This window comes from Curtobacterium sp. ER1/6, assembly GCF_001742745.1.
Lineage (GTDB): Bacteria > Actinomycetota > Actinomycetes > Actinomycetales > Microbacteriaceae > Curtobacterium > Curtobacterium citri.
The window spans coordinates 295,345-320,564 of sequence record NZ_MJAK01000002.1 but is presented as its reverse complement, the minus strand read 5'-3'; the positions used below and the strand labels follow the sequence as shown (position 1 = coordinate 320,564).

General features: G+C 70.1%; 31 protein-coding genes. 19 read left to right on the top strand and 12 right to left on the bottom strand.

The genetic code is table 11. The features are described from left to right. Positions 1 to 2: 2 nt before the first annotated feature. The 8 genes from iolB to Cus16_RS05785 all read left to right on the top strand — a co-directional run bounded on the left by iolB (position 3) and on the right by Cus16_RS05785 (position 8,632). On the top strand, positions 3 to 908 hold the full coding sequence (gene iolB, locus Cus16_RS05820; RefSeq protein WP_069711683.1) for a 5-deoxy-glucuronate isomerase: 906 nt from the start codon (positions 3 to 5) through the stop codon (positions 906 to 908). Continuing rightward, positions 905 to 2,812, top strand: a complete 1,908-nt coding sequence (gene iolD / locus Cus16_RS05815) for a 3D-(3,5/4)-trihydroxycyclohexane-1,2-dione acylhydrolase (decyclizing) (RefSeq protein WP_069711682.1) — start codon at positions 905 to 907, stop codon at positions 2,810 to 2,812. Before iolB ends, iolD begins: the two co-directional genes overlap by 4 nt. 47 nt (positions 2,813 to 2,859) lie before the next feature. Continuing rightward, positions 2,860 to 3,813 carry a sugar phosphate isomerase/epimerase family protein gene (locus Cus16_RS05810; protein ID WP_069711681.1) on the top strand — a complete coding sequence of 318 codons (954 nt, stop codon included), beginning with the start codon at positions 2,860 to 2,862 and terminating at the stop codon, positions 3,811 to 3,813. A 31-nt stretch (positions 3,814 to 3,844) separates the two neighbouring features. After that, complete coding sequence (locus Cus16_RS05805) at positions 3,845 to 4,921, top strand: Gfo/Idh/MocA family protein (RefSeq protein WP_069711680.1); 1,077 nt, start codon at positions 3,845 to 3,847, stop codon at positions 4,919 to 4,921. Then, the gene (locus Cus16_RS05800; RefSeq protein ID WP_069711679.1) at positions 4,921 to 5,790 is read left to right on the top strand and encodes a sugar phosphate isomerase/epimerase family protein; all 870 of its coding nucleotides are present in this window, start codon (positions 4,921 to 4,923) and stop codon (positions 5,788 to 5,790) included. The genes Cus16_RS05805 and Cus16_RS05800 overlap by 1 nt, the downstream gene beginning before the upstream one ends. Then, positions 5,787 to 6,899: a transaldolase family protein gene (locus Cus16_RS05795; RefSeq protein WP_069711678.1), complete on the top strand. Its 1,113-nt coding sequence runs from the start codon at positions 5,787 to 5,789 to the stop codon at positions 6,897 to 6,899. Before Cus16_RS05800 ends, Cus16_RS05795 begins: the two co-directional genes overlap by 4 nt. Further along, positions 6,896 to 8,098 (top strand): Gfo/Idh/MocA family protein, encoded by a 1,203-nt coding sequence (locus tag Cus16_RS05790; RefSeq protein WP_069711677.1) that lies wholly within the window; start codon positions 6,896 to 6,898, stop codon positions 8,096 to 8,098. Before Cus16_RS05795 ends, Cus16_RS05790 begins: the two co-directional genes overlap by 4 nt. A 126-nt stretch (positions 8,099 to 8,224) precedes the next feature. Further along, entirely contained in the window at positions 8,225 to 8,632 is a 408-nt protein-coding gene (locus tag Cus16_RS05785; protein ID WP_069711676.1) for a tautomerase family protein, read from the top strand. A gap of 38 nt (positions 8,633 to 8,670) precedes the next feature. On the opposite strand, the gene Cus16_RS05780 is transcribed toward Cus16_RS05785, so the two are convergent. Both Cus16_RS05780 and Cus16_RS05775 read right to left on the bottom strand, forming a co-directional pair. Next, entirely contained in the window at positions 8,671 to 9,429 is a 759-nt protein-coding gene (locus tag Cus16_RS05780; RefSeq protein ID WP_069711675.1) for a GntR family transcriptional regulator, read from the bottom strand. Positions 9,430 to 9,538: 109 nt separating this feature from the next. After that, positions 9,539 to 10,183 (bottom strand): exonuclease domain-containing protein, encoded by a 645-nt coding sequence (locus Cus16_RS05775; RefSeq protein WP_083263764.1) that lies wholly within the window; start codon positions 10,181 to 10,183, stop codon positions 9,539 to 9,541. Between the two features lie 102 nt (positions 10,184 to 10,285). Here Cus16_RS05775 and Cus16_RS05770 point away from each other — a divergent pair, with 102 nt between their 5' ends. After that, positions 10,286 to 10,486, top strand: coding sequence for a hypothetical protein (locus tag Cus16_RS05770; protein WP_141718830.1), 201 nt, complete (start codon positions 10,286 to 10,288; stop codon positions 10,484 to 10,486). Between the two features lie 61 nt (positions 10,487 to 10,547). Next, positions 10,548 to 11,621, top strand: coding sequence for a redox-regulated ATPase YchF (gene ychF / locus Cus16_RS05765; RefSeq protein ID WP_069711673.1), 1,074 nt, complete (start codon positions 10,548 to 10,550; stop codon positions 11,619 to 11,621). 27 nt (positions 11,622 to 11,648) lie between these two features. Here the strand turns inward: ychF and Cus16_RS17110 are convergent, their stop codons facing one another. Further along, positions 11,649 to 11,903 (bottom strand): tyrosine-type recombinase/integrase, encoded by a 255-nt coding sequence (locus Cus16_RS17110; protein ID WP_083263741.1) that lies wholly within the window; start codon positions 11,901 to 11,903, stop codon positions 11,649 to 11,651. A gap of 404 nt (positions 11,904 to 12,307) precedes the next feature. Here Cus16_RS17110 and Cus16_RS16215 point away from each other — a divergent pair, with 404 nt between their 5' ends. Both Cus16_RS16215 and Cus16_RS05760 read left to right on the top strand, forming a co-directional pair. Then, entirely contained in the window at positions 12,308 to 12,868 is a 561-nt protein-coding gene (locus Cus16_RS16215) for a hypothetical protein (protein ID WP_141718829.1), read from the top strand. Positions 12,869 to 13,685: 817 nt separating this feature from the next. Then, entirely contained in the window at positions 13,686 to 14,405 is a 720-nt protein-coding gene (locus Cus16_RS05760; RefSeq protein WP_141718827.1) for a hypothetical protein, read from the top strand. Between the two features lie 412 nt (positions 14,406 to 14,817). Here Cus16_RS05760 and Cus16_RS05755 read toward each other — a convergent pair whose 3' ends face one another. Then, a complete protein-coding gene (locus Cus16_RS05755) occupies positions 14,818 to 15,015 on the bottom strand; it encodes a hypothetical protein (protein ID WP_069711671.1) in 198 nt (65 codons plus the stop codon). Positions 15,016 to 15,071: 56 nt separating this feature from the next. Between Cus16_RS05755 and Cus16_RS05750 the strand changes: the two genes are divergently transcribed. Next, positions 15,072 to 15,359, top strand: a complete 288-nt coding sequence (locus Cus16_RS05750) for a hypothetical protein (RefSeq protein WP_069711670.1) — start codon at positions 15,072 to 15,074, stop codon at positions 15,357 to 15,359. 1,416 nt (positions 15,360 to 16,775) lie between these two features. Next, on the top strand, positions 16,776 to 17,159 hold the full coding sequence (locus Cus16_RS15925) for a DUF2510 domain-containing protein (protein ID WP_083263740.1): 384 nt from the start codon (positions 16,776 to 16,778) through the stop codon (positions 17,157 to 17,159). 24 nt (positions 17,160 to 17,183) lie between these two features. Here the strand turns inward: Cus16_RS15925 and Cus16_RS05740 are convergent, their stop codons facing one another. Next, positions 17,184 to 17,819 carry a hypothetical protein gene (locus Cus16_RS05740; protein ID WP_069711669.1) on the bottom strand — a complete coding sequence of 212 codons (636 nt, stop codon included), beginning with the start codon at positions 17,817 to 17,819 and terminating at the stop codon, positions 17,184 to 17,186. A 201-nt stretch (positions 17,820 to 18,020) separates the two neighbouring features. Between Cus16_RS05740 and Cus16_RS05735 the strand changes: the two genes are divergently transcribed. From Cus16_RS05735 to Cus16_RS05725, 3 genes are all read left to right on the top strand, one after another. Beyond that, the gene (locus Cus16_RS05735; protein ID WP_141718826.1) at positions 18,021 to 18,341 is read left to right on the top strand and encodes a hypothetical protein; all 321 of its coding nucleotides are present in this window, start codon (positions 18,021 to 18,023) and stop codon (positions 18,339 to 18,341) included. Between the two features lie 63 nt (positions 18,342 to 18,404). Beyond that, entirely contained in the window at positions 18,405 to 18,866 is a 462-nt protein-coding gene (locus tag Cus16_RS05730; RefSeq protein WP_069711792.1) for a phage tail protein, read from the top strand. Positions 18,867 to 18,962: 96 nt separating this feature from the next. Beyond that, positions 18,963 to 19,322 carry a hypothetical protein gene (locus Cus16_RS05725; RefSeq protein WP_069711667.1) on the top strand — a complete coding sequence of 120 codons (360 nt, stop codon included), beginning with the start codon at positions 18,963 to 18,965 and terminating at the stop codon, positions 19,320 to 19,322. 83 nt (positions 19,323 to 19,405) lie between these two features. On the opposite strand, the gene Cus16_RS05720 is transcribed toward Cus16_RS05725, so the two are convergent. Then, on the bottom strand, positions 19,406 to 19,693 hold the full coding sequence (locus Cus16_RS05720; protein ID WP_069711666.1) for a hypothetical protein: 288 nt from the start codon (positions 19,691 to 19,693) through the stop codon (positions 19,406 to 19,408). 332 nt (positions 19,694 to 20,025) lie between these two features. Then, positions 20,026 to 20,802, bottom strand: coding sequence for an isocitrate lyase/phosphoenolpyruvate mutase family protein (locus tag Cus16_RS05715; RefSeq protein WP_069711665.1), 777 nt, complete (start codon positions 20,800 to 20,802; stop codon positions 20,026 to 20,028). Between the two features lie 112 nt (positions 20,803 to 20,914). Here Cus16_RS05715 and Cus16_RS05710 point away from each other — a divergent pair, with 112 nt between their 5' ends. Next, a complete protein-coding gene (locus Cus16_RS05710) occupies positions 20,915 to 22,102 on the top strand; it encodes a MalY/PatB family protein (RefSeq protein ID WP_069711664.1) in 1,188 nt (395 codons plus the stop codon). 118 nt (positions 22,103 to 22,220) lie between these two features. On the opposite strand, the gene Cus16_RS05705 is transcribed toward Cus16_RS05710, so the two are convergent. The 3 genes from Cus16_RS05705 to Cus16_RS05695 are packed head-to-tail and all read right to left on the bottom strand — an operon-like array spanning position 22,221 to position 23,390. After that, a complete protein-coding gene (locus Cus16_RS05705; protein ID WP_069711663.1) occupies positions 22,221 to 22,409 on the bottom strand; it encodes a hypothetical protein in 189 nt (62 codons plus the stop codon). Between the two features lie 17 nt (positions 22,410 to 22,426). Then, entirely contained in the window at positions 22,427 to 22,882 is a 456-nt protein-coding gene (locus Cus16_RS05700) for a GNAT family N-acetyltransferase (protein WP_069711662.1), read from the bottom strand. A 22-nt stretch (positions 22,883 to 22,904) separates the two neighbouring features. Beyond that, entirely contained in the window at positions 22,905 to 23,390 is a 486-nt protein-coding gene (locus tag Cus16_RS05695; protein WP_069711791.1) for a GNAT family N-acetyltransferase, read from the bottom strand. A gap of 68 nt (positions 23,391 to 23,458) precedes the next feature. Between Cus16_RS05695 and Cus16_RS05690 the strand changes: the two genes are divergently transcribed. Further along, entirely contained in the window at positions 23,459 to 24,337 is an 879-nt protein-coding gene (locus tag Cus16_RS05690; RefSeq protein ID WP_069711661.1) for a LysR substrate-binding domain-containing protein, read from the top strand. A 139-nt stretch (positions 24,338 to 24,476) separates the two neighbouring features. Here Cus16_RS05690 and Cus16_RS05685 read toward each other — a convergent pair whose 3' ends face one another. Continuing rightward, complete coding sequence (locus tag Cus16_RS05685) at positions 24,477 to 24,731, bottom strand: hypothetical protein (protein WP_069711660.1); 255 nt, start codon at positions 24,729 to 24,731, stop codon at positions 24,477 to 24,479. Beyond that, complete coding sequence (locus Cus16_RS05680; RefSeq protein WP_069711659.1) at positions 24,728 to 25,210, bottom strand: FBP domain-containing protein; 483 nt, start codon at positions 25,208 to 25,210, stop codon at positions 24,728 to 24,730. Before Cus16_RS05680 ends, Cus16_RS05685 begins: the two co-directional genes overlap by 4 nt. Positions 25,211 to 25,220: the final 10 nt, after the last annotated feature.

The window sequence follows — 25,220 nt, the reverse complement described above, 5'->3', positions numbered from 1 at the left end:
GGATGGCGAACGACGACTGGTTCGTCCGGGCGGGCAGCCGACCGGAGGACGGCTGGACCGACGTGGTCGACGGACGGGTGCCGGGGTGGGCGCACACCGGCCTGCGGACCGGCGCGCTGACCGACGGGGGCGAGCTGCGCCTCCCGGCCGCCGCCGTGGAGCGCATCGTGGTGCCGCTCGCCGGCACCTTCTCCGTCGCCTACGCGGGCGACGCGGGGACCGGGGAACAGGCACTGGCGGGACGCCGCAGCGTCTTCGACGGACCGACCGACGTCCTGTACCTCGGGTCCGGGTCGGAGGCGCGGATCACCGGCAGCGGTCGGCTCGCGGTCGCCGAGGTCCCCACCGACACGGTGAAGCGCTCGACGTACATCGCACGCGGGGACGTCCCCGTCGAGCTCCGCGGTGCCGGGCAGTCCAGCCGGCAGGTGCACAACTTCGGCACCCCGGCCGCGCTCGACGCCGTCAAGGCGATCGTGTGCGAGGTGATCACGCCGGCCGGCAACTGGTCGTCGTACCCGCCGCACAAGCACGACACGCACCGCCCCGGCGAGGAGTCGGACCTCGAGGAGATCTACTACTACGAGGCCGACGTGGCGCGTGGTGTCGACGCTCCCGAGAACGCCGAGCCCTTCGCCCTGCACCGCACGTACGCCTCGGACGACCGGCCGATCGACGAGTTCCGTCAGGTCCGCAGCGGCGACATCGCCCTCGTGCCGTACGGCTGGCACGGTCCGGCCGTCGCGGCGCCGGGCTACGACATGTACTACCTCAACGTGATGGCCGGGCCCGACCCGGAGCGCGTCTGGAACATCACCGACGACCCCGCCCACGGGTGGGTCCGTCAGGTGTGGGAGTCGGAAGCCGTCGACCCGCGCCTGCCCTACGAGAAGGAGTCCGACCGATGACCGCCACCCGCCGCATGACCGTCGGCCAGGCCCTCGTCGCGTTCCTCGCGAACCAGTGGACCGTCGACGGCGACCACCGCGAGCGCACGATCCCGGGGATCTTCGGCATCTTCGGGCACGGCAACGTCGCGGGCCTCGGTCAGGCGATCAAGCAGCTGCACGTGGAGCAGCCGGGTCTGCTGCCCTACCACCAGGCGCGCAACGAGCAGGCGATGGTGCACGAGGCCGTCGGGTTCGCGCGCATGCACCGTCGTCGTGCGACCTTCGCCAGCACGGCGTCGGTCGGCCCGGGCGCCGCGAACATGCTCACCGCCGCCGCCCTCGCGACGACGAACCGGCTGCCGGCGCTGCTGCTGCCGTCGGACACGTTCGCGACCCGGACCACGGACCCGGTGCTGCAGCAGATCGAGATGCCGCACGACACCTCGATCCAGGTCACCGACGCGTTCCGACCGCTGTCCCGGTTCTTCGACCGCGTCGAGCGTCCGGAGCAGCTGTTCTCGATCGCGCTCGCCGCCATGCGGGTGCTCACCGACCCGGCCGAGACCGGTGCCGTGACCATCGCCCTGCCCGAGGACGTCCAGGCCGAGGCCCTCGACGTCCCCGTCGCCTTCCTCCAGCCGCGTGAGTGGCACCTCCGCCGTCCGCTGCCCGAGCACGGTCCGCTCGTCCGGGCCGTCGAGGCGATCCGCGCCGCCGAGCGCCCCGTGGTCGTCGCCGGTGGCGGCGTGCTGTACTCGGACGCGGCGGCGGAGCTCGCCGCCTTCGTCGAGGCGACGGGCATCCCGGTCGGCACCTCGCAGGCCGGCGGCGGTGCGCTCGTCTGGGACCACCCGCAGTACCTCGGCGGCATCGGCGCGACCGGCACGGCGGCGGCGAACGCGATCGCCGCCCAGGCCGACGTCGTGATCGGCATCGGGACCCGGTACAGCGACTTCACCACGGCGTCGCGGACCGCCTTCCAGCACCCGGACGTGACGTTCGTGAACGTGAACGTCGCCGCGTTCGACGCGTACAAGCACGGCTCGCAGCTGCCGGTCGTCGCGGACGCCCGGGAGGCGCTGGTCGCGCTGACCGCGGCGCTCACGTCCGACCCGTCGTACGCGGTGGACCCCGGGTACGCCGCCGAGATCGCCCAGCGCAAGCAGGAGTGGGACGCCGTCGTCGACGCCGCCTTCGCCCCGTCCGGTCTCGCCCTGCCCGGTCAGGCGGAGATCATCGGCGCGGTGCAGGAGGCGTCGGACCCGCGCGACGTCGTGATCCAGGCGGCGGGGTCGCTGCCGGGTGACCTGCACAAGCTGTGGCGGGTGCGCGACGAGCTCGGCTACCACGTCGAGTACGCGTTCTCGTGCATGGGCTACGAGATCGCGGGCGGGATCGGCGTCCGACGGGGTGCTCCCGACCGCGACGCCATCGTGATGGTCGGCGACGGCAGCTACCTCATGCTGCACACCGAGCTCGTCACCGCCGTGGCCGAGGGCATCAAGATCGTGGTCGTGCTCGTCCAGAACCACGGGTACGCCTCGATCGGGCACCTGTCCGAGACCGTCGGGTCCGAGCGGTACGGCACCAGGTACCGGTACCTCGACGAGACGCAGTCGTTCGAGAACGGTGACCCGCTGCCCGTGGACCTGGCGGCGAACGCCCGCTCCTACGGCGTGGACGTCATCGAGGTCCAGCCGGGCCCGGACGCGATCGCGGACCTCCGGGCCGCGGTCCGGCAGGCGAAGGCGAACGACCACACCACGCTCGTGCACGTCAACTCCGACCCCCTGCTGTACGCGCCCGAGGGCGACGGCTGGTGGGACGTGCCGGTCGCGCAGACCTCCACCCTGCCGAGCACGCAGCAGGCCCGTACCGACTACGAGCAGCAGGTCGCCCACCAGCGGCCCCTGCTCGGCTGACCCTCCACACCACACCGGGCCGCGGCCCAGAAAGCGACAGCGACGTCATGACCGACACCGCCACCCCCGCCGGCACCCCGTCCACGGACGCACCGCCCGCCTCCATCCGGATCGGCACCGCGCCCGACTCGTGGGGCGTCTGGTTCCCGGACGACCCCGCCCAGGTGCCGTGGCAGCGCTTCCTCGACGAGGCGGCCGCGGCCGGCTACGAGTGGATCGAACTCGGCCCGTACGGGTACCTGCCCACCGACCCGGCGCAGCTGTCCGACGAGCTCGAGTCCCGCGGGCTGCGGCTCTCCGCCGGCACGGTCTTCACCGGGTTCCACAAGGGCGAGGACCAGTTCCAGCGCGCGTGGGACCAGGCGGTCGCGGTGGCCGGCCTCGCCGCGGCACTCGGTGCCGAGCACCTCGTGACCATCCCGGACCTCTGGCGCTCGGACGCGACCTCGGAGGTGCTCGAGGCGCGCACACTGACCGACGAGCAGTGGGAGCGCCTGGGCAAGGGGCACGACCAGCTCGGCAAGGCGCTGCTCGAGGAGTACGGCGTCCGCCAGCAGTTCCACACACACGCGGACAGCCACGTCGGCACGTACCGCGAGACCGTGCGCTTCCTCGAGGTGACGAACCCGGAGTACACGAACCTCTGCCTGGACACGGGACACTTCGCCTACTACGGCGGGGACAACCTCCGGCTCATCGCCGAGCACCCGGACCGCATCGGGTACCTGCACCTCAAGCAGGTGGACACCGAGCTGCTGTTCGACGTGCTGAAGAACGACGTGCCGTTCGCCACCGCCGTCGCGCAGGGGATCATGACCGAGCCGCCGCACGGCACGCCCGAGCTGGCCCCCATCATCGAGGCGGTCGCGGCGATCAACCCCGACGTCTTCGGCATCGTCGAGCAGGACATGTACGGCTGCTCGGTCGACGCTCCCGGCCCGATCGCCGAGCGCACCTTCCAGCACATCTTCGGATCCACCTCCGCCGCCCGCGCCTCCTGACGCGCCGTCACCACCCCGGGAGAACACCACCATGACCACGCAGAACCTCCGCGTCGCCGTCGTCGGCGCCGGCATGATGGGCGCCGACCACGTCCGTCGCATCACCGCGAAGATCTCGAACGCCGACGTCGTCGCCGTCGTCGAGCCGGACGAGGCCCGCGCCCGGGCTGCCGCCGACCTCGCACCGGGCGCCGTCACCGCGGCGTCCTTCGACGAGGCCCTCGACGCGACCGACATCGACGCCGTCATCATCGCGACGCCCGGCTTCCTGCACGAGCCGATCCTCGTGACGGCCCTCGAGCGCGGCCTCACCGTCCTGTGCGAGAAGCCCCTCACGACCAGCGCCGAGGACTCGCTGCGCATCGTCGAGCTCGAGCAGCAGCACGCCGCCCGTCCCGTGATCCAGGTCGGCTTCATGCGCCGCTTCGACGCGGGGTACCAGGAGCTCCGGGCGCTGCGCGAGTCCGGTGCCCACGGCGCACTGCTCGCCCTGCACCACGCGCACCGCAACCCGACGACCCCGCCGAACTTCAGCGAGTCGATGCTCATCCACGACTCGGTCATCCACGAGATCGACATCATCCCGTTCCTGACGGGGGAGCCGATCGTCGCGGTCGAGGTCAAGAAGCCGCGGAAGAACTCGCTCGCACCGGCGGACCTGCCCGAACCGCAGTTCGTGCTGTTCACCACGGAGTCCGGCACGATGGCGATCGTCGAGATCAACGTCAACGCCCAGTTCGGCTACCAGGTCACGACGGACGCCGTCTTCGAGTCCGGCGTCGCCTACATCGGTCGTGACACCTCCGCGACCGTCGTCGCCGCCGGGGCGACCGGCCAGGGCGTCACCCCGTCGTTCAAGGAGCGCTTCGGCGCCGCCTACGACGAGGAGGTCCAGCGCTGGGTCGACGCCGCACGCACCGGCGGCATCGACGGCCCGAGCGCCTGGGACGGCTACACGGCCTCCGTCGTCGCCGAGGTCGCGGTCCGTGCACAGCAGTCCGGCGCGCTGGAGTCGGTCGAGTACGCGGTCGCGAAGCCCGCGTTCTACGAGGCGGCAGGCGAGACGGCAGGCGAGACGGCCGCCACCGGTGCGCTCGCGGGGGCCTGATGCCGAAGATCGCCCTCGACCCGACCCCGTACCACCACGACCTCTCGCTGCTCGAGTTCCCGCGGAAGGTCGCCGACCTCGGGTACGAGTACCTGCAGCTCACGCCGCACCGCGACTTCATCCCGTTCTTCCGGCACCCGAAGGCCGACGACGACCTCGTGGACGCGTTCGCCGCAGCGTGCCGCGACGCCGGCGTGCAGGTCGCCTCGGTGCTGCCGGTGCTCCGCTGGTCCGGCCCGGACCGCGACGCCCGCGAGGCGGCGGTCACGAAGTGGAAGCGCGTCATCGAGATCACGAAGCGCCTCGGCGTGGACACGATCAACACCGAGTTCTCCGGTCGTCCCGAGCGCGCTGAGGAGTCCGAGGACGCCTTCTACCGCTCGATGGAGGAGCTCCTGCCGATCATCGAGGACGCCGGGCTCCGCGTGCTCATCGACCCGCACCCCGACGACTTCGTCGAGGACGGCCTCGAGGCACTCCGGGTGATCCGCGGACTCAACTCGAAGCACGTCGGGTTCGTCTACGTCGCCTGCCACACGTTCCACTACGGCGGGAACATGGACGAGGTCATCGACGCCGCGGGGGACTCCCTGCAGCTCGTCCACGTCGCCGACGCCTACGACCACACCCGGTCGCACGGCCTCCGGTACATCACCAACCCGCCCGGCAACCCGGTCCGCGTCCACCAGCACCTGCCGGTCGGCGCGGCGGACGTCGACTTCGACGCATTCTGGGCCGCACTCGACCGCGTCGGGTTCACGGCCCGCGAGGACACCGTGGCCGTGTCCAGCGTCTTCGCCGAGGACGAGGACGCCGACGCGGTGTCCCGGTTCCAGCTCGACACGATCACGAAGGGACTCACCCGATGACCGACACCCTCGAGACCCCGGCGTCCACCGGCGTCGACGCCCGGCCCGTCACCCTGCAGGCCGCGACGCAGACACCGACCGCACTGTGGAACGACTCGGCCGACCCGCACGAGCTGGCCGTCGCGATCGCCGAGTACGGCGCCGTCGGCGCGACGTGCAACCCGGTCATCGCCTACACGTGCATCCAGCAGGACCCGGCGACCTGGGAGCCGCGCATCCGGGCGATCGCGGCCGAGCACCCGACCGCGGGGGAGTCCTGGATCGGGTGGAAGGCCGTCGAGGAGCTCTCGATCGCCGCGGCCGCGCAGCTGCTCCCCGCGTTCGAGGCCTCCGGCGGGCGGAACGGCCGGCTCAGCATGCAGACCGACCCGCGCCTGCACCGCGATCGGGACGCCCTGGTCGAGCAGGCCGTGCGGTTCTCGCAGCTCGCCCCGAACATCATCGTGAAGATCCCGGCCACGGCGGTCGGCATCGCCGCGATCGAGGAGGCCGCGTACCGCGGGGTCTCGATCAACGCGACGGTGTCGTTCACGGTGCCGCAGGTCGTCGCCGTCGGCGAGGCCATCGAGCGTGCCCTCGACCGCCGCGCCGCCGACGGGCTGCCGGAGCAGGAGTTCGGGCACGTCGTCACGCTGATGGCCGGCCGGTTCGACGACTGGCTGAAGACCGTCGTCGGGCGGAACCACGTCATGGTCGACCCCGGCATCCTCGAGTGGGCCGGCGTCGCCGCCGTGAAGAACGCCTACCGGGTGTTCCGGGAGCGCGGCTTCCGCTCCCGGGTCCTCGTCGCCGCCTTCCGGAACGCCCTGCAGTGGTCGGAGTTCCAGGGCGGGGACCTCGTCGTGTCGCCCCCGTTCCAGTGGTCGCGGGACATCAACGCGAACGCCTTCCCGTGGCGCCCCGACGCCATCCACGACGAGGTGCCGGCGCACGTCATCGCGGCGCTGCGGGCTGCGACGCCGGAGTTCGCCCGCGGCTACGACGTCGACGGCATGACGGTCGACGAGTTCGACCGCTTCGGCGCAACGGTCACGACGCTGCGCCAGTTCCTCGACGCGGACGCCAAGCTCGACGCCCTGGTGCGGGACATCATCGTCCCCGCCGCATGAGCAGCGTGGACACCGTCGGCGTCGGCCTGGTCTCGGTCGGGTGGATGGGTCGGCTGCACTCCCGTGCGTACCGGGCCCTGCCGGACCACTTCCCGGAGCTCGGCGTGCAGCCGCGGCTCGTGGTCGCCGCCGACCCCGTCGAGGCCGCGCGCGACCAGGCCGTCACGCGCTTCGGGTACGAACGTGCGGTCGCCGATTGGCACGAGGTCCTCGCCGACCCCGCGGTCGAGGTCGTCTCGATCTGCTCGCCGAACTTCCTGCACCGCGAGATGGCCGTCGCCGCGGCCGAGGCCGGCAAGCCGTTCTGGATCGAGAAGCCGATGGGCCGGTACGCCAGCGACTCCCGGCAGATCCACGAGGCCGTGCAGCGCGCCGGCGTGATCACCAGCGTCGGGTTCAACTACCGGCACGCCCCCGCGGTCGAGCGTGCCCGTGAGCTCGTGCGGAGCGGACGGCTCGGCCGGATCACCAACGTGCGCGGCTCGCTCCTCGCCGACTACTCGTCCGACCCGGCGGCCCCGCTGACCTGGCGCTTCGAACGGGAGCGCGCCGGGTCCGGCGTGCTCGGAGACCTGCTGTCGCACGGGCTCGACCTCGCGCAGTACGTCGTCGGTCGGATCGCGAGCGTCAGCGCCCTCGCGGAGACGTTCATCACCGAGCGGCCGCTGCCCGGTGCCGGCATCGTCGACCGCTCGGCAGCGGCGACGGGGGAGCGGAAGCCGGTCGAGAACGAGGACTACGCGGCCCTGCTGTTCCGCTTCGAGGACGGTGCCGTCGGCACCATGGACTCGAGCCGGGTGATGCGCGGGCCGCACGCCGAGTACACGCTCGAGGTCTACGGCACGCGGGGTTCGGTGCGGTGGGACTTCCAGCGCCTGAACGAACTGCAGGTGTTCCTCGACGGGCAGGAGGTCGACGGGTACGCCACCCACTACGTGGCACCCGGCGACGGCGAGTTCGCCCGCTTCCAGCCGGGCGCGGGCACCTCGATGGGCTACGACGACCTGAAGACGATCGAGGCGGCGCAGTTCGTCGCGAGCGTCCGACGCGGGGAGCAGCTCGCGCCGTCGGTCGCCGACGGCCTGGCGGCCGCGTCGATCGTCGAGGCGGCGGAGGCGTCCATCGCCGACGGGGCGTGGCACGACGTGGCCCGCGTCGACGGGCCGGTGACGACGGACGCGGCGGCACCGGCGCTGTAGACGCGCGACACGACGGACGGGAGGCGCGGTGCCGGGCCGGCACCGCGCCTCCCGTCCGTCACGGGGCGACTTCCGGACCCGGGCCGGATAGTATGTAAGGACAAAGTTCCCGAACCAGGAGGCACCATGCCGCTCGTCCGTATCGACCTCGCCACCGGCCGCACCCCCGACGAGGTCCGCGCGATCGCCGACGCGATCCACACCGCCATCGTGGCCGAGTACGGGATCCCGGAGCGCGACCGCTTCCAGGTGATCACCGAGCACCCCGCGCAGCAGATCATCGCCCAGGACGCCGGCCTCGGCTTCGAGCGCACCGCGGGCGTCGTCGTCATCCAGGTCTTCACGCAGCGTGGGCGGAGCGACGAGGCGAAGCAGGGCCTGTACCGAGCGGTGCACGACCGGCTCGCCGAGGTCGGCGTCGCGAGCGAGGACGTCTTCATCGGCTACGTGGAGAACGGTCCGCAGGACTGGTCCTTCGGCTTCGGCCGCGCGCAGTACGTGACCGGTGAGCTCGGGGTGCCCGCCGCGGGGTGAGGCGTCGGCTCACGCGTCGGCGGGGCTCCTCGTCGGGGCTACTTGTCGACGAGGGTGACCTCGAACGAGTAGCGGTCCGGGCGGTAGCAGTGCACGCCGTACTCCACCGCCCGGCCCGACGCGTCGTACGCCGTCCGGCTCATCGTCAGCACCGGGTCGCCGTCCTCGATCTCGAGGAGGTCGGCCTCGTCGCCGCTGGCCGCACGCGCACCGATCCGCTGCTTCGCGACCCGCATCGTGACGCCCCGTCCGCGCAGGAGCTGGTACAGCCCGTGGGACCGTAGGTCCTCGTCGGTGACGTCGGTGAACTCCGGCGGCAGGTAGTTCTCGAGCACCGCCATCGGGACGTCCTCGGCGAACCGCACCCGTCGGATGTGGACGACCGTGGTGCCCACGGGGAGGCCGAGCGCCTCGGCGACGGCGTCGGGGGCGACGACGTCGTCCCGCGCGATCAGCTGCGTCGTCGGCGCCTGCGCCCCCTGCGCGAGGTCGTCGTACAGGCTCGTCAGCTCCACCTTGCGGGTGACCGGCCCGTGCACGACCTGCGTACCGATGCCGCGGCGGCGGACGAGCAGTCCCTTGTCGACGAGGTCCTGGATGGCCCGGCGGATGGTCGGACGCGACAGCCCGAGCCGCTCCCCGAGCGCGATCTCGTTCTCGAGGCGTGCGCCGGGCGGCAGGGCGCCCGAGCGGATCGACTCCTCGAGGCGTGAGGCCACCTGGAAGTACAGGGGCATCGGACCCGACCGGTCCAGGTCCATGAACAGGTCGGACGGCAGCTGGCCTTCGTTGGTCATCGCGGTCCTTCGGGGGAGACGGCACCGACGAGGGCGCCCGGGCGGCATTGTCGTGACAATACCACCGGCCGTTCGGCCACCCGGAGCGCCGCCCGGTGGTGCTCCGGCGTCAGTCTGCGAAGATCATCGGCCGGTTCGACAGCCGCGGCTGCCGCGGCTGTCCGGCCGCGCGGGGCTGCTCCGTCCGCGCGCGCACCGGCGCGACGTGCACCCGGGTCGCAGCGCCGAGTGCCTCGACCGTGTCGCACCCGTGCACCCCGGCGGCGTGCACGACGATCGCCGCGCAGGCCTCGGCGTCCGCGGACGCATCGTGGTGCTGGAACCCGACGTGGCCCGCCGCCCGCGCCGCCATCGGGAGCCGGTACGAGTCGAGCGTGTAGGTCTTGCGCGCCACCTGGAGCGAGCAGAGCGAGTGGTGCTCCGCGAGCTCGGTGCCCGTCGCCGAGCACCCGCCAGCGATGACCCCCATGTCGAAGCGGGCGTTGTGCGCGACCAGGACGTCCCCCTCGGCGAACGCCACGATGTCGAGGTACTGCTCCGCCCACCCCTTGGCGCCGACGACGTCCGACTCGACGATGCCGTGAATGCGGGTGTTCCACTCGAGGAAGGTGTCGTGCCCGGCCGGCGGCTGGATGAACCAGGACGCCCGGTCGACCACGCGGCCGCCACGGACCTTAACGAGACCGACGGAGCAGGCGCTCGCGGGCGAGCTGTTCGCGGTCTCGAAGTCGATGGCGGTGAAGTTCAACGGCACGGGCCCGATCGTCGCACGGGGTTCCGACATCATCCGGTCGTGCCCTCGGCGTTGCGGCTCGTGACCCTGGTGGCCGGTGCGGACGCGACGTAAGCTCACGGCATGGGGGAACCGGGGAAGATGGACGACCTGTTCGCCGGCGCGCAGCGCGTCGAGGCGGAACCGCACACCGCGCGTCGCGCAATCGGGCTGGGGACGGCGCTGGTCGCGACCGGTGCGACCGTCGCGCTCATCGTGTCCGGGACGGCCTACGGCCTCTGGGTCGGGTTCTGGAGTCTCGCGATCGGCGCCTGGCAGCACTGACGGCGTCGGTCTGGAGGCCCGGGTCGGCTCCGGCGGGCGGCCGCCGGTAGGCTGTGCTCCCGTGGCTCTCACCATCGGAATCGTCGGTCTCCCGAACGTCGGCAAGTCGACCCTGTTCAACGCCCTGACCAAGAACCAGGTCCTCGCCGCGAACTACCCGTTCGCGACGATCGAACCGAACGTCGGTGTGGTCAACCTGCCCGACCCCCGGCTCGACCAGCTCGCCGAGCTCTTCGGGTCGGAGAAGACCGTGCCCGCGCCGGTGTCCTTCGTCGACATCGCCGGCATCGTCAAGGGTGCGAGCGAGGGCGAGGGTCTGGGCAACAAGTTCCTCGCCAACATCCGCGAGGCCGACGCCATCGCGCAGGTCGTCCGCGGCTTCACCGACGACGACGTCGTGCACGTCGCGAACAAGGTCTCGCCGAAGGACGACCTCGAGGTCATCAACACCGAGCTGATCCTCGCCGACCTCGAGACCGTCGAGAAGGCCCTGCCCCGGTACGAGAAGACCGTCAAGCTCAAGCAGGCCGAACCGGTCGTGCTCGCCACCGCGCAGGAGGCGAAGGCGGCCCTCGAGGCCGGCACGCTGCTCTCCGCGACCTCGATCGACCTCACGCCGATCGCCGAGCTCGGCCTCCTCAGCGCCAAGCCGTTCATCTTCGTCTTCAACGTCGACGAGGCGATCCTGACCGACGAGACCCGCAAGGCCGAGCTGGCCGCGCTCGTCGCGCCCGCGCAGGCCGTGTTCCTCGACGCACAGGTCGAGTCCGAGCTCATCGAGCTCGATCCGGAGGACGCAGCGGAGCTCCTCGAGTCGACCGGGCAGACCGAGTCCGGGCTCGACCAGCTCGCACGCATCGGGTTCGACACCCTCGGCCTGCAGACCTACCTGACGGCCGGGCCGAAGGAGTCGCGGGCGTGGACGATCGGCAAGGGGTGGAAGGCCCCCCAGGCTGCCGGCGTCATCCACACCGACTTCGAGAAGGGCTTCATCAAGGCCGAGGTCATCTCGTTCGACGACCTCATGGAGACGGGCTCGATCGCCGAGGCGCGTGCGCACGGCAAGGCCCGGATCGAGGGCAAGGACTACGTCATGCAGGACGGCGACGTGGTGGAGTTCCGCTTCAACAACTAGCAGGCCCGGGATGTCGCCAATCCGGGGCTATTCGGCCGCCGCAGTCCGCGGAAAGTCCGCAGAATCGCCCGCGACCTCCTGCATGAGCCCTGCGGTTGCGGACCGGGTGCGGTCGTCCGCATTCGGCCACAAGTGGCTGTAGGTGTTCAGCGTCACCGATGCGGACTGGTACCCAAGGGCACGCTGCACTGTGACAACGTCGCATCCGGCTGCGATGAGTCCTGATGCGAAGAAGTGCCGGCAGTCGTGCAGCTTGAACGACTCAACCCCCGCCGCCCTGATCGTCTTCGATTAGTGGTAAGAGATCGTGTTGCCATGAGGCGGTTGACCATCTGGTCCGGCGAACAGCCACTACTCATCTCCGCGAACGCCCACTTGGGACACGTGCCAAGACAGGTGTCGCGTGAGTTCGTCGGGGACCGGCACTGTTCTTTCCGATCCGTACTTCGGCGCGGAGATGCGAACTGCCTGACCTCCGCTTCCGCGCTGAACCTGCCGGCGCACTCGAAGAGCTCGCTCGAGCCACGCGATGTCGTCTACTTGCACCCCAGAAACCTCGCCAAGACGTAGGCCCGCAAACGCTGCGAGCCGCACGTACGTTCCGAACCACATCTCAGGAAGGCGAGGTGCGGGTCTGCGGCCAGAGAAGTCGGGCCGGATCGCCATTTTGAGCTAGGTTCTCATGCATGGACATTGACTGGGGGAGCGCCATCTCGACGGTGCTGACTGGGGCAGTTGCAGCGTTGATAATTTGGCTTGCGCAGCGCGCGTTTCCTGTTGCGCGTTGGACGAAGGTGCTAGAGCGAGATTTAGCGTTACTAGCGGCTATGCCGGACTCGGATAGTGCGGCTAGGAAAGCGTTTGCGGCAGAGGTTGAAAGTCAGATCGCTCGCATCACGTATTATCGGAAGCAGAACAGGGGCTGGAATCGGGTCATACAGACGGTCATGGTGTTGTTCTGCCTGGCTTGGTATTCGGTCATGGTTGGGCTTGTGATTTGGAGCGCTCAATTGACGGGTGATCCCTTACAGGCAATCGGCTTTGTGCCCCCGTATCTTTGGCTGTGTGGACTTCTAGCCCTCGCTGTCATTCTTTGGGTGGTTGGTGGCGCTAACTACGGCAGGCTTGGCCAGTCCGGTGATCCGAGTCCTCGAATGACGGCGGCATCGACGAAGATTGAAGATTGGATCCGTGCTACTGCTCAAAAAGCCTGGCGCAAGATTCATCCTTCAGGTTCTTCCACCTGATCGAAGGCGTCCCAGCCCGTGGGTGTGCATTGAGCCGCGCGCGACTGGTTGAGTTGCGCGGGGCTCTTCCGCGTGCTCGAGACACCCTATGTCGGTGCAATTCACGGTAGAATTGACCTACGAATACGCCCGCCGGAACACTCGGGCATGAACGAGATCCGAGATCTGGGCATGCTAGTTCCGGCGGGCGTTTGCGTGCCGATTTCTCCTGGCCGAAGGAGAAGTGTGTATGGCCGAGAGGGTAGTGCAAGTCGCAATTCGTGCTTCCGTTCAGAAATGCATCACCGGCATGGAGCGGGCGCGGAAGGCGACCGCTGCTGCCGCGACTGAGGCTGAGAAGCTAGGTGCTGCATTCAAGGGGGTCGGCGGGACTGTTGCGACATTCGACGCCGCGGCTGTTGCTGCGGTCGGCCTGGTCGTGAAGTCTGCTGCGGACTTTGAGGCGCAGATGTCGATCGGAGTACGTATAGGGACTCTTCGCCATCCGGGCGGCGCGGAACAGGAGGGCCAGGTCATGTCCGGCCTGGTCCACGGTCCACGGTCCACGGTCCACGGTCCACGGTCCACGGTCCACGGTCCACGGTCCACGGTCCACGGTCCACGGTCCACGGTCCACGGTCCACGGCCCACGTCCCACTGCACGACGGCGACAGTGACCTTGGAGCTCGGCGTCGATGCTAAGAACATCGGCGACATCGATCTCGGCGACGCGACCCTGAGCGCGAGAGCTTTGCTCACGTAGTCGGTATGCTTCCGCCTTGTGTCAAGACTGCGGTTGCTGCTGCGTATCGGGGCCGCGGTAGTCGCCTTCGCTGTCGTGGCCGTCAAGAGCGCTGTCCTCGCCAAGGTACTTCCGTCCGACCCGCTACTCGAGTCTTGGACGCTGATCGTCGGAGCCACCCTGGTTCTGCTGGACAGCATCGTAACGATCATTAACGGGCAGCGCCTCAAGCACTCAGCGAAGCTCGACGCTGACGTGCGACGTCTACTTGTCGGGATGCTCGTCGCTCTGTCCGAGACTTCCACCCCGAGCGTCGATCTGACTCAACTCGGAGCAAGCGTCTTCCTCGTCAGGCATTCTCGGCTCCCGTGGCGTGCGGACAAGCTGGTCCGCCTAGTTCGCTTTCGCCTCAGGGACACGCCTCAGCCGAGCGACGTTGAGTGGGTGAAGGGGAAGGGTTGCATCGGCAAGGCGTGGGAGGACAAGAAGATCACGCACCACGAGATCCGACCGATCGCTGCCAAGTACGGATCGGCAGATCTCTCCGAAGCTAGCTTCGCGCGCGTCTCCGGTCGGACGCAGCGAGGCTTCACCCACGCTGAGTTCCGCAACATCATCGGCAAGTACGCCGAGGTGCTGGCCGTGCCAATTCAGAGCGACGATGATGCCACCGCCAAGGTGATCGGCATACTCTCCATCGACGTGCCGATGACAGTGTCGCACCCTGCACTGGGCAACATCCTCGCATCCGCATCTGCCGAGACAGTCGCCGCAACCTGCGCAAGCACAATCGGCCATCAGCTATCGAACGCGTAGAGTATGACTCACCAAGGGAGGGATCGACATGACGCACTCCGCGGCCGCTCGACTGACGCCAGACCAGGCAGTCCAGAGGTACTTCGAAGTGGTACGTGCATCGAGCCCGAGTCAGCAGACTCGGGCGGCTCTGGACAAGGCTGAGGCCGAGTACCGAGCCACAACGACGGACGAACGCCGGCAGGCCCGGCGCACTCGACGTCGTTAGTCCATCCAACAGAACGCCCCCACCTGTCGAGGTGGGGGCGTTCGTGCGTCCGGTGATCCGCACCCTCAGCGATGGGTGACGGACGCGTGGGTCAGCGTAGTGGCGTGTGGCGGCGTCAGGTCTGACAGCGGTGTCACCTCATCGCGCAAAGGACGAAACGCGCCCCACTCCTGAGTAGGAGATGGGGCGCATCGGTCGTGATAATCAGCGAGCAGAAGACGTTGGCAGCTGACTCGGCTTCCGGTTGGGGGAGGACCCTGCGACTTCCCACTCGCCGGTTGCTTCGTACCAACGAACGGTCTTGTAGTGGGACGCGAGGGCGGAGGTGACGGCACCGCGAACCACGAGGTACAGGATCACGAACGACAGGACGGCACCGACGATGTAGAAGATCAATTCCATACCTCGATACTGCCCTGACTCTTCCTCAAATCGAAGCATCGCGCGATGATCACCAGGTGCAGATCGCCGCCATGGTCCTCTTCGTCGTCTCCGCTGCATCGGAACTCGGTGGGGTGATGCTCATCGTCGGCGGCATTCGAGCGGCGAAGAGAAAGCTCGACACGCCCGTACCTCACATCATCGATGGCGGGGGAGCGGAGGGTGGCCACATCTGGGCACCGCGCGCATCGTCAGGATCTCCCGACACGTTCCTGCTTGAGGCGATAGAACGGCAGTGGCTCGCCGTGATCCTTCTCGTGATTGGCATCCTTTCCGGAACTGTGGGTAACTTCCTCACGCTCTAGAACGGACGGCATCGCGCCACAGCTAAGCGCTTTCAGCGGCCTGGCCGAAACCCCACTCGACGAGGACGGCCCGCTCCGTGTACGCGATGACGCGCGCCTCCACCTCGAGCATGCGATCCGCGAAGTGCACTCAAGCCAGGTAGCTGAATTTGACGCAGACGGCTCCGGCGCCTCGATCATCTACGACGTGCATGCCCTCGCGCGCCTGACGGGTTTGATGCGGGACGAACTGCGCGCTGAGCCGGCCTTCCTTCACGAGCGCGAGTTGACAATTCCCTGGCCGACAACCGAAGCGATCGGGCGAGCAGTCGCAGCCCGGTACCCGCAGAAGCTCTTGAGCCGGATCGAGCGTGAGGAGCGGGAACCTACTGGGAACGCCTTGCATGGCGTCACGCTGACCGATCTTGAGGGGGGAGGACCACCACCTGGGGTCGGTTGAGGTGTGTGAACGCTTCGAGAAGCGGCAGAAGCCGTACCTCGACGAGCTACGTGGGTGGATCGGTGTCGAGCGGGCTGCGGACTTACTCGAGTGGCGACAGCTCCTGGTGCGGCTCGGAAGAGTCGCGGCAGTCGCTACGGAAGTTTCGACGCCCTCGAGCCGACGCAGAAGCGCATCGTGTTGCGTCTCAGAGCCGAGCTAGCGCGGGCGCTCGACGGGGTGATGGCGTTGCCCGGCGACTGACGCGTGGTGAGGCTTACGCGGAACCGAAGTGTCTGTCAGTATCGGCGTCGTGATGGTCGCTACCGGTCCTGGTCCCCTCCTCTATGTCATCGCGTTCGTACTGCTCGTGCTGAACGTCTGGGCGACGATCGTCGTCATCCGGGCCGGGTCCCGATACCTCGATCGGACCCGGCCTTCTCGACCTCCTCGCCCCGAGCGGACGCCCCTGTTTCCAAAGGACGAGCCACCAAAGCCGAGCTGACCGCCCGGCGTCAAAGACACGCACAGGGTCTGCGACATCTCATCCCTGACTGCTCAACCGACCTACCTTGCGGACATGGAAGAACGCGCTATAACCGTGGCCGAGCTCGCCCAGATGCTCAGCATCTCCAAGTGGAAGGTACGGGAACTCGAGAAGGACCCCTTGTTCCCGTCCTTCCGCAAAAGGCAATCAGCACCGCTTCTGGCCCTCCGAGGTCAAAACCTGGGTACAGCAGCCACGCGATCCGTGGAAGCAGTCCGCTCAGTCGCTCGGACGGCGGCGCTCGCGAGACGGGGTTTGCTCAACCAGCTTCGTCGGCTGCGGACCTAGTCCGCAGCGCGTCTGCAAAAGATGCCATCGCGAGCCATCCCCCGGCATCGCATTGCGCAGAACCCCATCGCTCTGCGCCTAGCAATCAACCACAACACCCCGCACACTGCGGGTAGCAGTTCCGCTTCAACAACTGACGCCCGCCCCCCGGCAGGATGGACGCATGACGAACGTGCAGCCCGGCTGGTACGACGACGGCTCCGGGGCGACCCGCTGGTGGGACGGCTCCGCCTGGACCGAGCAGGTGCAGGACAGCCCGCAGCCCGCGGGCCCGGGGCTGGTCGACCGCCTGCGCGCCGAGGCCGACGCGGGCGCGCGTCCCCGCTCGGGCGCTGGGGGCATGGACTACGTCGTCCTGCAGGTCGTCCTCAAGGAGCGGCTCCTCGGCAAGGGGTCGAACAACCTGACCCAGCTCGAGGACGCCATCAATGCCCAGGCACGGCTCGGCTACCGCCTGCACACGATCACGACGACGACCTCCGGCAGCACGGGCTTCGGCGGCGGCGACCGGATCCAGGCGACGATGGTGTTCGAGCGCCTGGTCTGACGGCCGTCGGGGCCGACGGCGGGGTCAGTACCCGCCGACGACCTCGAGGTCCCACACCGGCGGCACGTACTCGCGCGACCAGCCCTCGCGCAGGCGGGTGACCGCGCGGTCGTACGACTCGAGCAGGTCCATCTCGGGTCGCACCATCGACTGCAGCTGCAGCCCCTCGTAGGTCGCGAGCAGCTGCTCGGCGCCGCGGGCCGGCTCCATGGTCTGCGGCTCCCGCCCGACCTCGATGTCGTGCTGCAGCGACTGCAGGACGAAGCCGTGGAACTTCCGCCACCGCATGTACAGCATCGGTGCGAGCGGGTGGTGCGGCGTCGCGGCGATGTTCAGCGTGGACGTGAGGAAGCGCATGAGCGAGGGATCGGCGACGTTCGCGCCGACGATGGCCCGGAGGAAGACGATCGTGCCGCTCCGTCCGGCGATGGGCAGCAGGGGCGTGGTGCGCTGGTCGTTCCACTGGTCGATGGTGGCGAGCAGCAGTCCGTCCCAGGTCGGGAACACCTCGCTGACGACCTCGACGGTCTGACCCGCCTCGACGGCGACGTGCTCGTACGACACCTCGTGCAGTGCGTTCGCGCGGAGCACGCGGATCATGGCGGCGACCACCTCGACCCGGAGCAGCGCGGACGTGTCGAGGGGCTGGAACGATCGCATGCGACCAGTCCACCGGTCGTCGGGGGTGTGCGACCACCCCCAGAACTGGGAAGAGCCGTTCTCCGCGTTCTGGCCCGATCGGCGTGGCGCAGGCGCCGCGTCTTCCGGTGTCCCCCGGATCGCGCCCGTTCCTGAGTACGGCTCGTCGGTGCCGCGTTCGATGGACAGGTGAAGTACGTGGTCTACGGAGAGAACCGAGTGTTGACCGGCGACGCGATCGCCGAGGCGGTGCTCGCCTACGCTGCGGCGCTCGGCGAGAACGGGACGACGGACATCGTCGAGATCCCGACCGCCGACGCCGAGGGCTACGGAACGACGGCCGAGGTGCTGCTCGGGCCGGCGTCCCAGATCATGGTCGAGGCTGCGCCGGACGACGAGCTGGAGCCGGAGGACGAGGACCTCGTCAACGAGCTCGCCCGTCGGACCACGGCGGTCGGCGGCGGACGGTTCTCCGACGCGGCGTCGTCGCACTCGAACGAGCCCGAGGCGAAGCGCCTGCGCACGGATCCACCACAGGTCTGAACCGCCACAGGTCCGGCCCGCCGCAGTACGGTGTGGCTGAACCTGTCCGAGGAGGAACCAGCCGTGCCGAACGTCGTCGACTTCGTGACCGTGTCCACCGAGGGCCTCGAGTCCTCACCGGTGGCCGACGCCCTCGCCGGGCTACGCGCGAACGAGGCGCGCTACTTCCGGAACAAGTACGACCACGTCTTCACGACGCACCCCGCGGCCGAGGTGCCGGAGCTCGTCGAGTACGTGGCCCGGGTCCTGCGCGAGGAACGCGGGATCGTCATCGCGTCCCCGGTGCTCGAGGCGACGCAGTTCGAGGTCGAGGGCGTCCGGTGGACGTACGTCTTCCACGAGTCCGGCCTGTCGATCAACGTCCTCTACGCGCTCGAGGCGGGCGGCAAGCGGGCGGTCGGGTTCAAGCTCTCGGACGGGATGGACGAGCCCGAGGAACTGCACGCGTTCAAGTTCGCGCGGCAGCGGTCGAAGCTCGCCGGAACGATCCGCGGTTCCTACTTCGTCGTCAAGGGCGAGTACTGACGGACGAGCGCGGGCCCGCCCTGGCCACGGAACGCACACCCCGGACGGCGTTGAGGTGCGGAAACCTACCGTCGGTGGAGAGATGAGGAGGGGACCGTGAAGTACATCCACTACGACGCCAGTCTGATCCTCACGGGGGACCTGATCGCGGACGCCGTCGCCGACTACGCGGCGGTGTTGGGCGCGAACTCCCGGACGGACACGATCACCGTGCCGAGCGTGGGCGACGACGGCTCCGTGTCGAGGTCGATCCTGCTGGTCGGCCCGGCGAGCGAGCTCTGCGTGACGATCGCGCCCGACGACGAACTCGAACCCGAGGACCCGGCCTTCATCCGGCGGCTCCGCGATGCGGCACGGCGCGCCGGCCCCGAGCGTCCCGTGAACGCCGACGGTGGTGTGCGCTTCCGCGGCGCAGAGGAGCCGTCGGCGCACACTGACGCCGACACGGACGTCTGACGACCACACAGGAACGACGAACGCCGCCGGCTCGAGCCGGCGGCGTTCGTGGTGTCGGGCCCGGCAGCGCGGGCGGGACGGGCCTAGGCGGCCAGGGCGAGCTCGCGCTGGTCGACGCGGCGGGCGAGCAGGATGGTCCGGCTCGACTCGCCCCGCCAGGAGCGGCCCGGCACGGTCCAGCCGGCCTCGCCGTCGACGTCCACGCGGGCGTCGCGGGTGACGAACAGGCGGAGGTCGTCGGCCGGGATGCGGACGAGGTACTCGCGCTGCGAGCGGTCGTCGCGCACGGGGAACTCGGCGATGCGGTCGGGGGAGACCACGGGTGCCGCGAGTGCGGTCCCGGAGATGGTGATGCGGTCGTTGCTGGTCATGGTGGTGCGGTACTTCCTGGTCGTTCGGCACCCGGCCGTGCTCTGGTCGGCGGACCTGGTGGTCCGGCACGACGCATCGGCTGCGGGTGCGCACGTCGTGTCTCGACGTGCTGCTCGTCCGTTCGGATCGAGCGGTGGTCTCGGTGGAATGCGACCCGGCGGGTCGGTGGCGAGACGGGCTGGTGTGCGCGAGTCAGATGGGTTCGCTGCAGTGCACCAACCAGACACTATACGGCACCTGCTCCGGAACGTCCAGGAGATCACGGACGACCACACGACGGACGGGAGGCGCGGCACCCGCTGGTACCGCACCTCCCGTCCGTCGTCGGTGCTCAGTTGAGGACCGGGGTGTCCTCCGGCACGACGCCGTCGCCGTACAGGTCGGTCGCCAGGTCGCGCAGCGCGCGCAGCGCGACGCGCTGCGTCAGCGGGCCGTAGGAGATGCGGGCCACGCCGAGCTCCTGGTACTCGGCGGCGGGGAGGGCTCCGGGCAGACCGATCACCGACAGCTTGCCGCGGCCGAGCCCGGCCACGAGACGCTCGACCACGTCGCGCTGGATCGCACCGGGCACGAACACGAGGGCAGCCCCGTTGTCGAGGAAGGCCTTCCCGCGCGCGATGGCGTCCTCGATGCTCTCGTCGATCGGACGGTCGCCGCCGCGGGCGATCGCGTCGGTCCGGGCGTTCAGCTGGAAGTCGATGCCCTCGGCCTGCGCCGCGGCGGTGATCGCGGCGACGCGTGCGACGGCCTCGTCGAAGGGGCGCAGTCGGTCCTCGACGTTGGCGCCGACGATCCCGGCGGCGATCGCGCGGCGGATCGTCTCCGCCGGGTCCTCGTAGCCGTCGTCGAGGTCGGCGGTGACCGGCAGATCGGTCGCGGCGGCGATGGTCGCGGCGCCGGCGAGGGCGACGTCGAGCGGCATCCCGCCGTCGTCGTACCCGGCGCTCGCGGCGATCGAGTGCCCGGCCGTGGCGACGGCCTTCGTCTCCGGCAGGTCGCTGACGACCTTCGCGCTGATCGCGTCCCACACGTTCACGACGCGGAGGATCTCGGGGGCTTCGTGCAGCTGCTTGAGGGTGGTGGCCTTGTCGGCGGTGCTCGTGCTCATGGAGCCGAACCTATGCGGCCGAGCCCTGCCGCGCCCGGGCGGCGACCGGAAGACGACGCGGGATGACGGGCGGAGTCGCGCGGGGCCTCCCGGCCGGTGCATCCTGGGACGCATGGCGGACGACGAGCAGGACCCGGTCGGGACGCTCCGCGGGGTGCGCACGAGCATCAAGTGGACGCGCTACGCACCCGAGGTGCTGCCGCTGTTCGTCGCCGAGATGGACCACGACGTCGCCCCGGCGATCCGGCAGGCGCTCGTCGAGCGCGTGCAGCAGTCGGACCTCGGGTACCTCGACGGACCGGGACCGCTGGCACCGGCCTTCGCGCAGTTCGCGCGCGAGCGGTGGGGGTGGGACGTCGACCCGTCCCGCGTGCACCTGGCGACCGACGTGAGCGTCGGGATCGTCGAGTCGCTGCGGCTCGCGCTGCCCGACGGCGGCCGCGTGGCGATCACGCCGCCGGTGTACCCGCCGTTCTTCGAGCTCGTCGAGGAGGCACGTTGTCGGGTCGAGGAGGTCCCGCTCGCCGAGCAGTGGGGCGTCTACCGGCTCGACCTGGCGGGTCTCGAACGGGCCTTCGCCGACGGGGTCCGGGTGTTCCTGCTCTGCAACCCGCACAACCCGATGGGACTCGTGCACGACCGCGCCGACCTGGTCGCGCTCGCCGAGCTCGCAGCGCGCTACGACGTGCTCGTCATCAGCGACGAGATCCACGCGCCGCTGACGCACCCGGGCGTCCGCTTCACCCCGTTCGCGATGGTCGCCGAGGCCGCGGGTGCCCGCAGCGTCTGCGTGACGAGTGCGAGCAAGGGGTGGAACCTCGCCGGCGTGAAGTGCTCGGTCATGGTCGCGGGCGACGAGCGGACCGCGGCCCTGCTCGACACGCTGTGGGAGGAGGTCGCCTGCCGGACGAGCATCCTCGGGCTGCACGCCAACCTGGCGGCCTTCACCCTGGCCACCGACTGGCTCGACGAGGTCGTCGCCCGGATCGTGGCGAACGAGCGGCTGCTCGGCACACTGCTCGCCGAACACCTGCCCGGGGTCGTCTACACCCGACCGCGTGCCGGGTACCTGGCGTGGCTCGACTTCCGGGGGATCGGCCTCGGGGACGACCCGGCGGTGCCGCTGCGGGAGCACGCGTACGTGGCGCTCAACTCCGGGCTCGGGTTCGGTGCGCAGGGGCGGGGGTTCGCGCGGCTCAACCTGGCGTGCTCACCGGAGACGTTGCGCGAGGCCGTGCTCCGCATCGCGGCGGCGTACCCGTCGGGCGCGCAGGAGGGGCTCGTCTGGCACGTGGCCTGAGCACGGCGCGCTGGGCGCTGCGGGTGGGGCGAGTCTCGCGCTCAGCGACCGGTCTCGGCCGTCGGCGCACGAGGGACGTCGCCCAGCCCGAGTCTTGCGCCGGACCGCACGCGGCCGGTCAGTCGTCGACGTACTGGTTGCGCCCGACGACGCGGATGCGCAGGTCGTCGTCCCGGTCCATGGCGAGGAACTCGCGGGCGACGGGGCCGACGGACGACCAGCGCAGGACCTCGGTGATCGGGGTCCCCTCGATGAACACCTGCCACACGCCGCGCTCACGGACGGCCTGCACCTCGTACGTCGCCATGCGGCGAGCGTACCGGCTCACCGCAGCCGCTTCTCGTACCACCGCATCACCGGCACCGAGCCGTCCGGCTTCGACCAGTCGGCGGGGACCCGGTGCGTCATCCGCCAGCCACGGCGCTCGTACAGCCGCCAGGCACCGGGGGTCTCCTCCGTGACGTCGAGCCGCAGGACCGGCGCGGCCGCCGAGTCCTCGACGGTCGCGAGCAGCGCGTCGGCGACGCCGCGCCCGCGGTGGTCGGGGTGGACGAACAGGCGTGTCACGAGGGGCGGTTCATCGACCGCGGGAGCAGCGAGGCCGACGTGGCCGACCGGGTCGTCGTCCACCGTGGCGGTCCAGGCGGCCAGGTGACCGGGCGGGGAGAGCCACACGGCGGGGTCGTCGGGCCACCGTGCTGGGTAGCCGCCCTCGTGCGTCCGACGCAGCACGTCGACGACCCGCGGGAGGTCGGACGCGGAGCGTGGCCGGATGTCCATCGGGGTCGACGCTGGCGGGCGCTCAGAGGTCGAGAACCATGTGCACGTCGGCGCGGACGTACGGGCTCGGTGCGACCTCGTCGTGGTCGAGGTACCGGAAGCCGAACGCCTCGTACAGGTGCACGGCGCTCGCCAGACCGCTGTTGCTCTCGAGCGCCACCCGACGCGCGCCCAGCGCCCGAGCACGGTCGAGTGCGGCGGTGATGAGCCTCCGGCCGGTGCCGTGCCCCTGGTGCGCCGGCGAGACCGCCATCTTCACGAGTTCGACCACGCCGTCACCGACGGGCATGATCCCGATGCAACCGATGACCTCGGTGTCGAGGCGTGCGACGAACACCGCCCCGCCGGGCTCGACGATGCGGCCGACCGGGTCGCCGAGGATCGCACGGTCCTCGTCCTCGAGCGTGAAGTACCGCTCGATCCACGCCTCGTTGAGCGTGCGGAACGCCTCGGCGTCAGCGGGGGAGGACAGTTCGGCGATGGTGAGGGTGTGCGTCGCGTCGGGCATGCGTCCATCCTCGATCGACGACGCAGTCGCGTCCAATACTCGTTCGTGCTGATCGATACGCTGCGTGCATGGATGTCGACCTCCGGCAGTTGCGGGCGTTCCTCGCCGTCGCGGACGAGCTGCACTTCGGGCGGGCGGCCGAGCGCCTCCGCATCGCGCAACCCGCGCTCTCGCAGCAGATCCGGCGGACCGAGCGCGACCTCGGCGTCGACCTGTTCGTGCGGACATCGCGGAGCGTCGCGCTGACCGCAGCGGGTCGCGTGCTCCAGGGCCGTGCACGGTCGCTGCTCGACCAGGCCCAGCGGGACCTCGACGAGGTCGTCCGCGTCGGGCGCGGCGAGGCCGGACGGCTCGACGTGGGGTTCGTCGTCTCGGCGCTGCCGCTCGGGCCGATCGAGCGCGTCCAGGCCTTCCGGCAGCGGTACCCGCTCGTCCGCGTCGAGCTGACGGAGGGCTACTCGTCGACGCTCCTCGCCCGGATCGTCCGCGGCGAGCTCGACCTGGCGGTCCTGCGCGACCCCGACCCGGACCCGGCCGTGCGCTTCCTGCCGTTCCGGACCGAGCGGTTCGTCGCGGCGGTCCCGCGCGGACACCGGCTCGCGGACCGGGCGGCGATCCGGGGTACCGAGCTGGTCGACGACCCGTTCGTGTTCTTCCCCGCGGTGGCCGGTGCGGTCGCGACCGAGCGCAACCTCGCACCCGTGGTCGTCGGCGGACGACGGCCGGAGGTCGTGCAGGAGGCGACGACCTGGGCGACCGTGCTGCACCTGGTCGGCGCGGGGCTCGGCGTGACGATCGCCCCGGAGAGCGCGACGCTCGCGGCACCCGACTCCGTCGTCCTGCTCCCGCTGCAGGACGACCCGCACCGCAGCGAACTGGTGTGGGCGGTCCGGGCGGACGACGACCGCGAGACCCTCCGGAACTTCATCGCCGCCACGGGGTCCTGACCGCGCGCCCGACGCTCGCGGCGCTTCCGACACGGTGTCGAACCAGGGAGCCGACGTCGAACCAGCCGGCGCGCCCGGTTCCACGTCGCATCCGTGGTTCGACAGCGGAGTGAACGGGTCGGTGCCCCGCCGGACGCGCTCAGCCGAGCGGCAGCACCGGAGCGCGCTGGTCGCCGAGTTCGTCCTCGTGCCACGGCCGGGCACCGCGCAGCGCCAACCCGAGCTGCACGAGCACGAACGCCACGTGCGGCTCGACGTCCGGGTCCCACGCGCCCTCGACCCCCAGGCCGAGCGCGGCGAGCTCGTCGTCGGCCTCGTCGCGGATGCTGAGGCCCCAGCGGCCGTCGCCCTGCTCCTCGACGACCGCCCACCGTGCGGTGGCGAACCGGCTCACGCGGTCTTCGCGACGTCCTCGGTGAAGTTGCGCACGCGCCCGAGCAGTGCCTCGCCGCGCATCGCGATCGTCGCCGGCGGGTTGAGGTGCGGCGGTGCCGTGCGGATGAGCATCGAGCAGCCGAGGTCCTCACAGATGTACGACCCGATGGTGTTGCCGTTCCGGCCGGATTCACCGGCGCGGGCGGCGGAGAACAGGCGGACCTGCGTCGCCGGCTGCGGGGAGTGGCAGAACGAGCACATCGCGGCGATGCCCGGGCGGAGCGAGCCCCCGGCGGACCGGACGACGATGCCCACCGGGTGGTCGTCGATCCAGGACACGATGTAGCCGCGGCGGGCGGCCTGCGGGTCGCGCCAGCCGAGGAACTCGCGCTCGTCCCACAGCATCTCGTGCAGGCCGGGGATGGGGAGCTGCTCGAGCTCGTCCGGGGTGGCGTTCACGAACGACGAACGGATGTCTGCTTCGGTCAGTGGCTTCACGGTGCCTGCA

What these genes read in the sequence shown, in the direction of transcription:
- iolB (WP_069711683.1), top strand. Translation starts at nt 3, where the DNA reads ATGGCGAACGACGACTGGTTCGTCCGGGCGGGCAGCCGACCGGAGGAC.
- iolD (WP_069711682.1), top strand. Translation starts at nt 905, where the DNA reads ATGACCGCCACCCGCCGCATGACCGTCGGCCAGGCCCTCGTCGCGTTC.
- Cus16_RS05810 (WP_069711681.1), top strand. Translation starts at nt 2,860, where the DNA reads ATGACCGACACCGCCACCCCCGCCGGCACCCCGTCCACGGACGCACCG.
- Cus16_RS05805 (WP_069711680.1), top strand. Translation starts at nt 3,845, where the DNA reads ATGACCACGCAGAACCTCCGCGTCGCCGTCGTCGGCGCCGGCATGATG.
- Cus16_RS05800 (WP_069711679.1), top strand. Translation starts at nt 4,921, where the DNA reads ATGCCGAAGATCGCCCTCGACCCGACCCCGTACCACCACGACCTCTCG.
- Cus16_RS05795 (WP_069711678.1), top strand. Translation starts at nt 5,787, where the DNA reads ATGACCGACACCCTCGAGACCCCGGCGTCCACCGGCGTCGACGCCCGG.
- Cus16_RS05790 (WP_069711677.1), top strand. Translation starts at nt 6,896, where the DNA reads ATGAGCAGCGTGGACACCGTCGGCGTCGGCCTGGTCTCGGTCGGGTGG.
- Cus16_RS05785 (WP_069711676.1), top strand. Translation starts at nt 8,225, where the DNA reads ATGCCGCTCGTCCGTATCGACCTCGCCACCGGCCGCACCCCCGACGAG.
- Cus16_RS05780 (WP_069711675.1), bottom strand. Translation starts at nt 9,429, where the DNA reads ATGACCAACGAAGGCCAGCTGCCGTCCGACCTGTTCATGGACCTGGAC.
- Cus16_RS05770 (WP_141718830.1), top strand. Translation starts at nt 10,286, where the DNA reads ATGGGGGAACCGGGGAAGATGGACGACCTGTTCGCCGGCGCGCAGCGC.
- Cus16_RS16215 (WP_141718829.1), top strand. Translation starts at nt 12,308, where the DNA reads ATGGACATTGACTGGGGGAGCGCCATCTCGACGGTGCTGACTGGGGCA.
- Cus16_RS05755 (WP_069711671.1), bottom strand. Translation starts at nt 15,015, where the DNA reads ATGGAATTGATCTTCTACATCGTCGGTGCCGTCCTGTCGTTCGTGATC.
- Cus16_RS15925 (WP_083263740.1), top strand. Translation starts at nt 16,776, where the DNA reads ATGACGAACGTGCAGCCCGGCTGGTACGACGACGGCTCCGGGGCGACC.
- Cus16_RS05740 (WP_069711669.1), bottom strand. Translation starts at nt 17,819, where the DNA reads ATGCGATCGTTCCAGCCCCTCGACACGTCCGCGCTGCTCCGGGTCGAG.
- Cus16_RS05720 (WP_069711666.1), bottom strand. Translation starts at nt 19,693, where the DNA reads ATGACCAGCAACGACCGCATCACCATCTCCGGGACCGCACTCGCGGCA.
- Cus16_RS05715 (WP_069711665.1), bottom strand. Translation starts at nt 20,802, where the DNA reads ATGAGCACGAGCACCGCCGACAAGGCCACCACCCTCAAGCAGCTGCAC.
- Cus16_RS05710 (WP_069711664.1), top strand. Translation starts at nt 20,915, where the DNA reads ATGGCGGACGACGAGCAGGACCCGGTCGGGACGCTCCGCGGGGTGCGC.
- Cus16_RS05705 (WP_069711663.1), bottom strand. Translation starts at nt 22,409, where the DNA reads ATGGCGACGTACGAGGTGCAGGCCGTCCGTGAGCGCGGCGTGTGGCAG.
- Cus16_RS05700 (WP_069711662.1), bottom strand. Translation starts at nt 22,882, where the DNA reads ATGGACATCCGGCCACGCTCCGCGTCCGACCTCCCGCGGGTCGTCGAC.
- Cus16_RS05695 (WP_069711791.1), bottom strand. Translation starts at nt 23,390, where the DNA reads ATGCCCGACGCGACGCACACCCTCACCATCGCCGAACTGTCCTCCCCC.
- Cus16_RS05690 (WP_069711661.1), top strand. Translation starts at nt 23,459, where the DNA reads ATGGATGTCGACCTCCGGCAGTTGCGGGCGTTCCTCGCCGTCGCGGAC.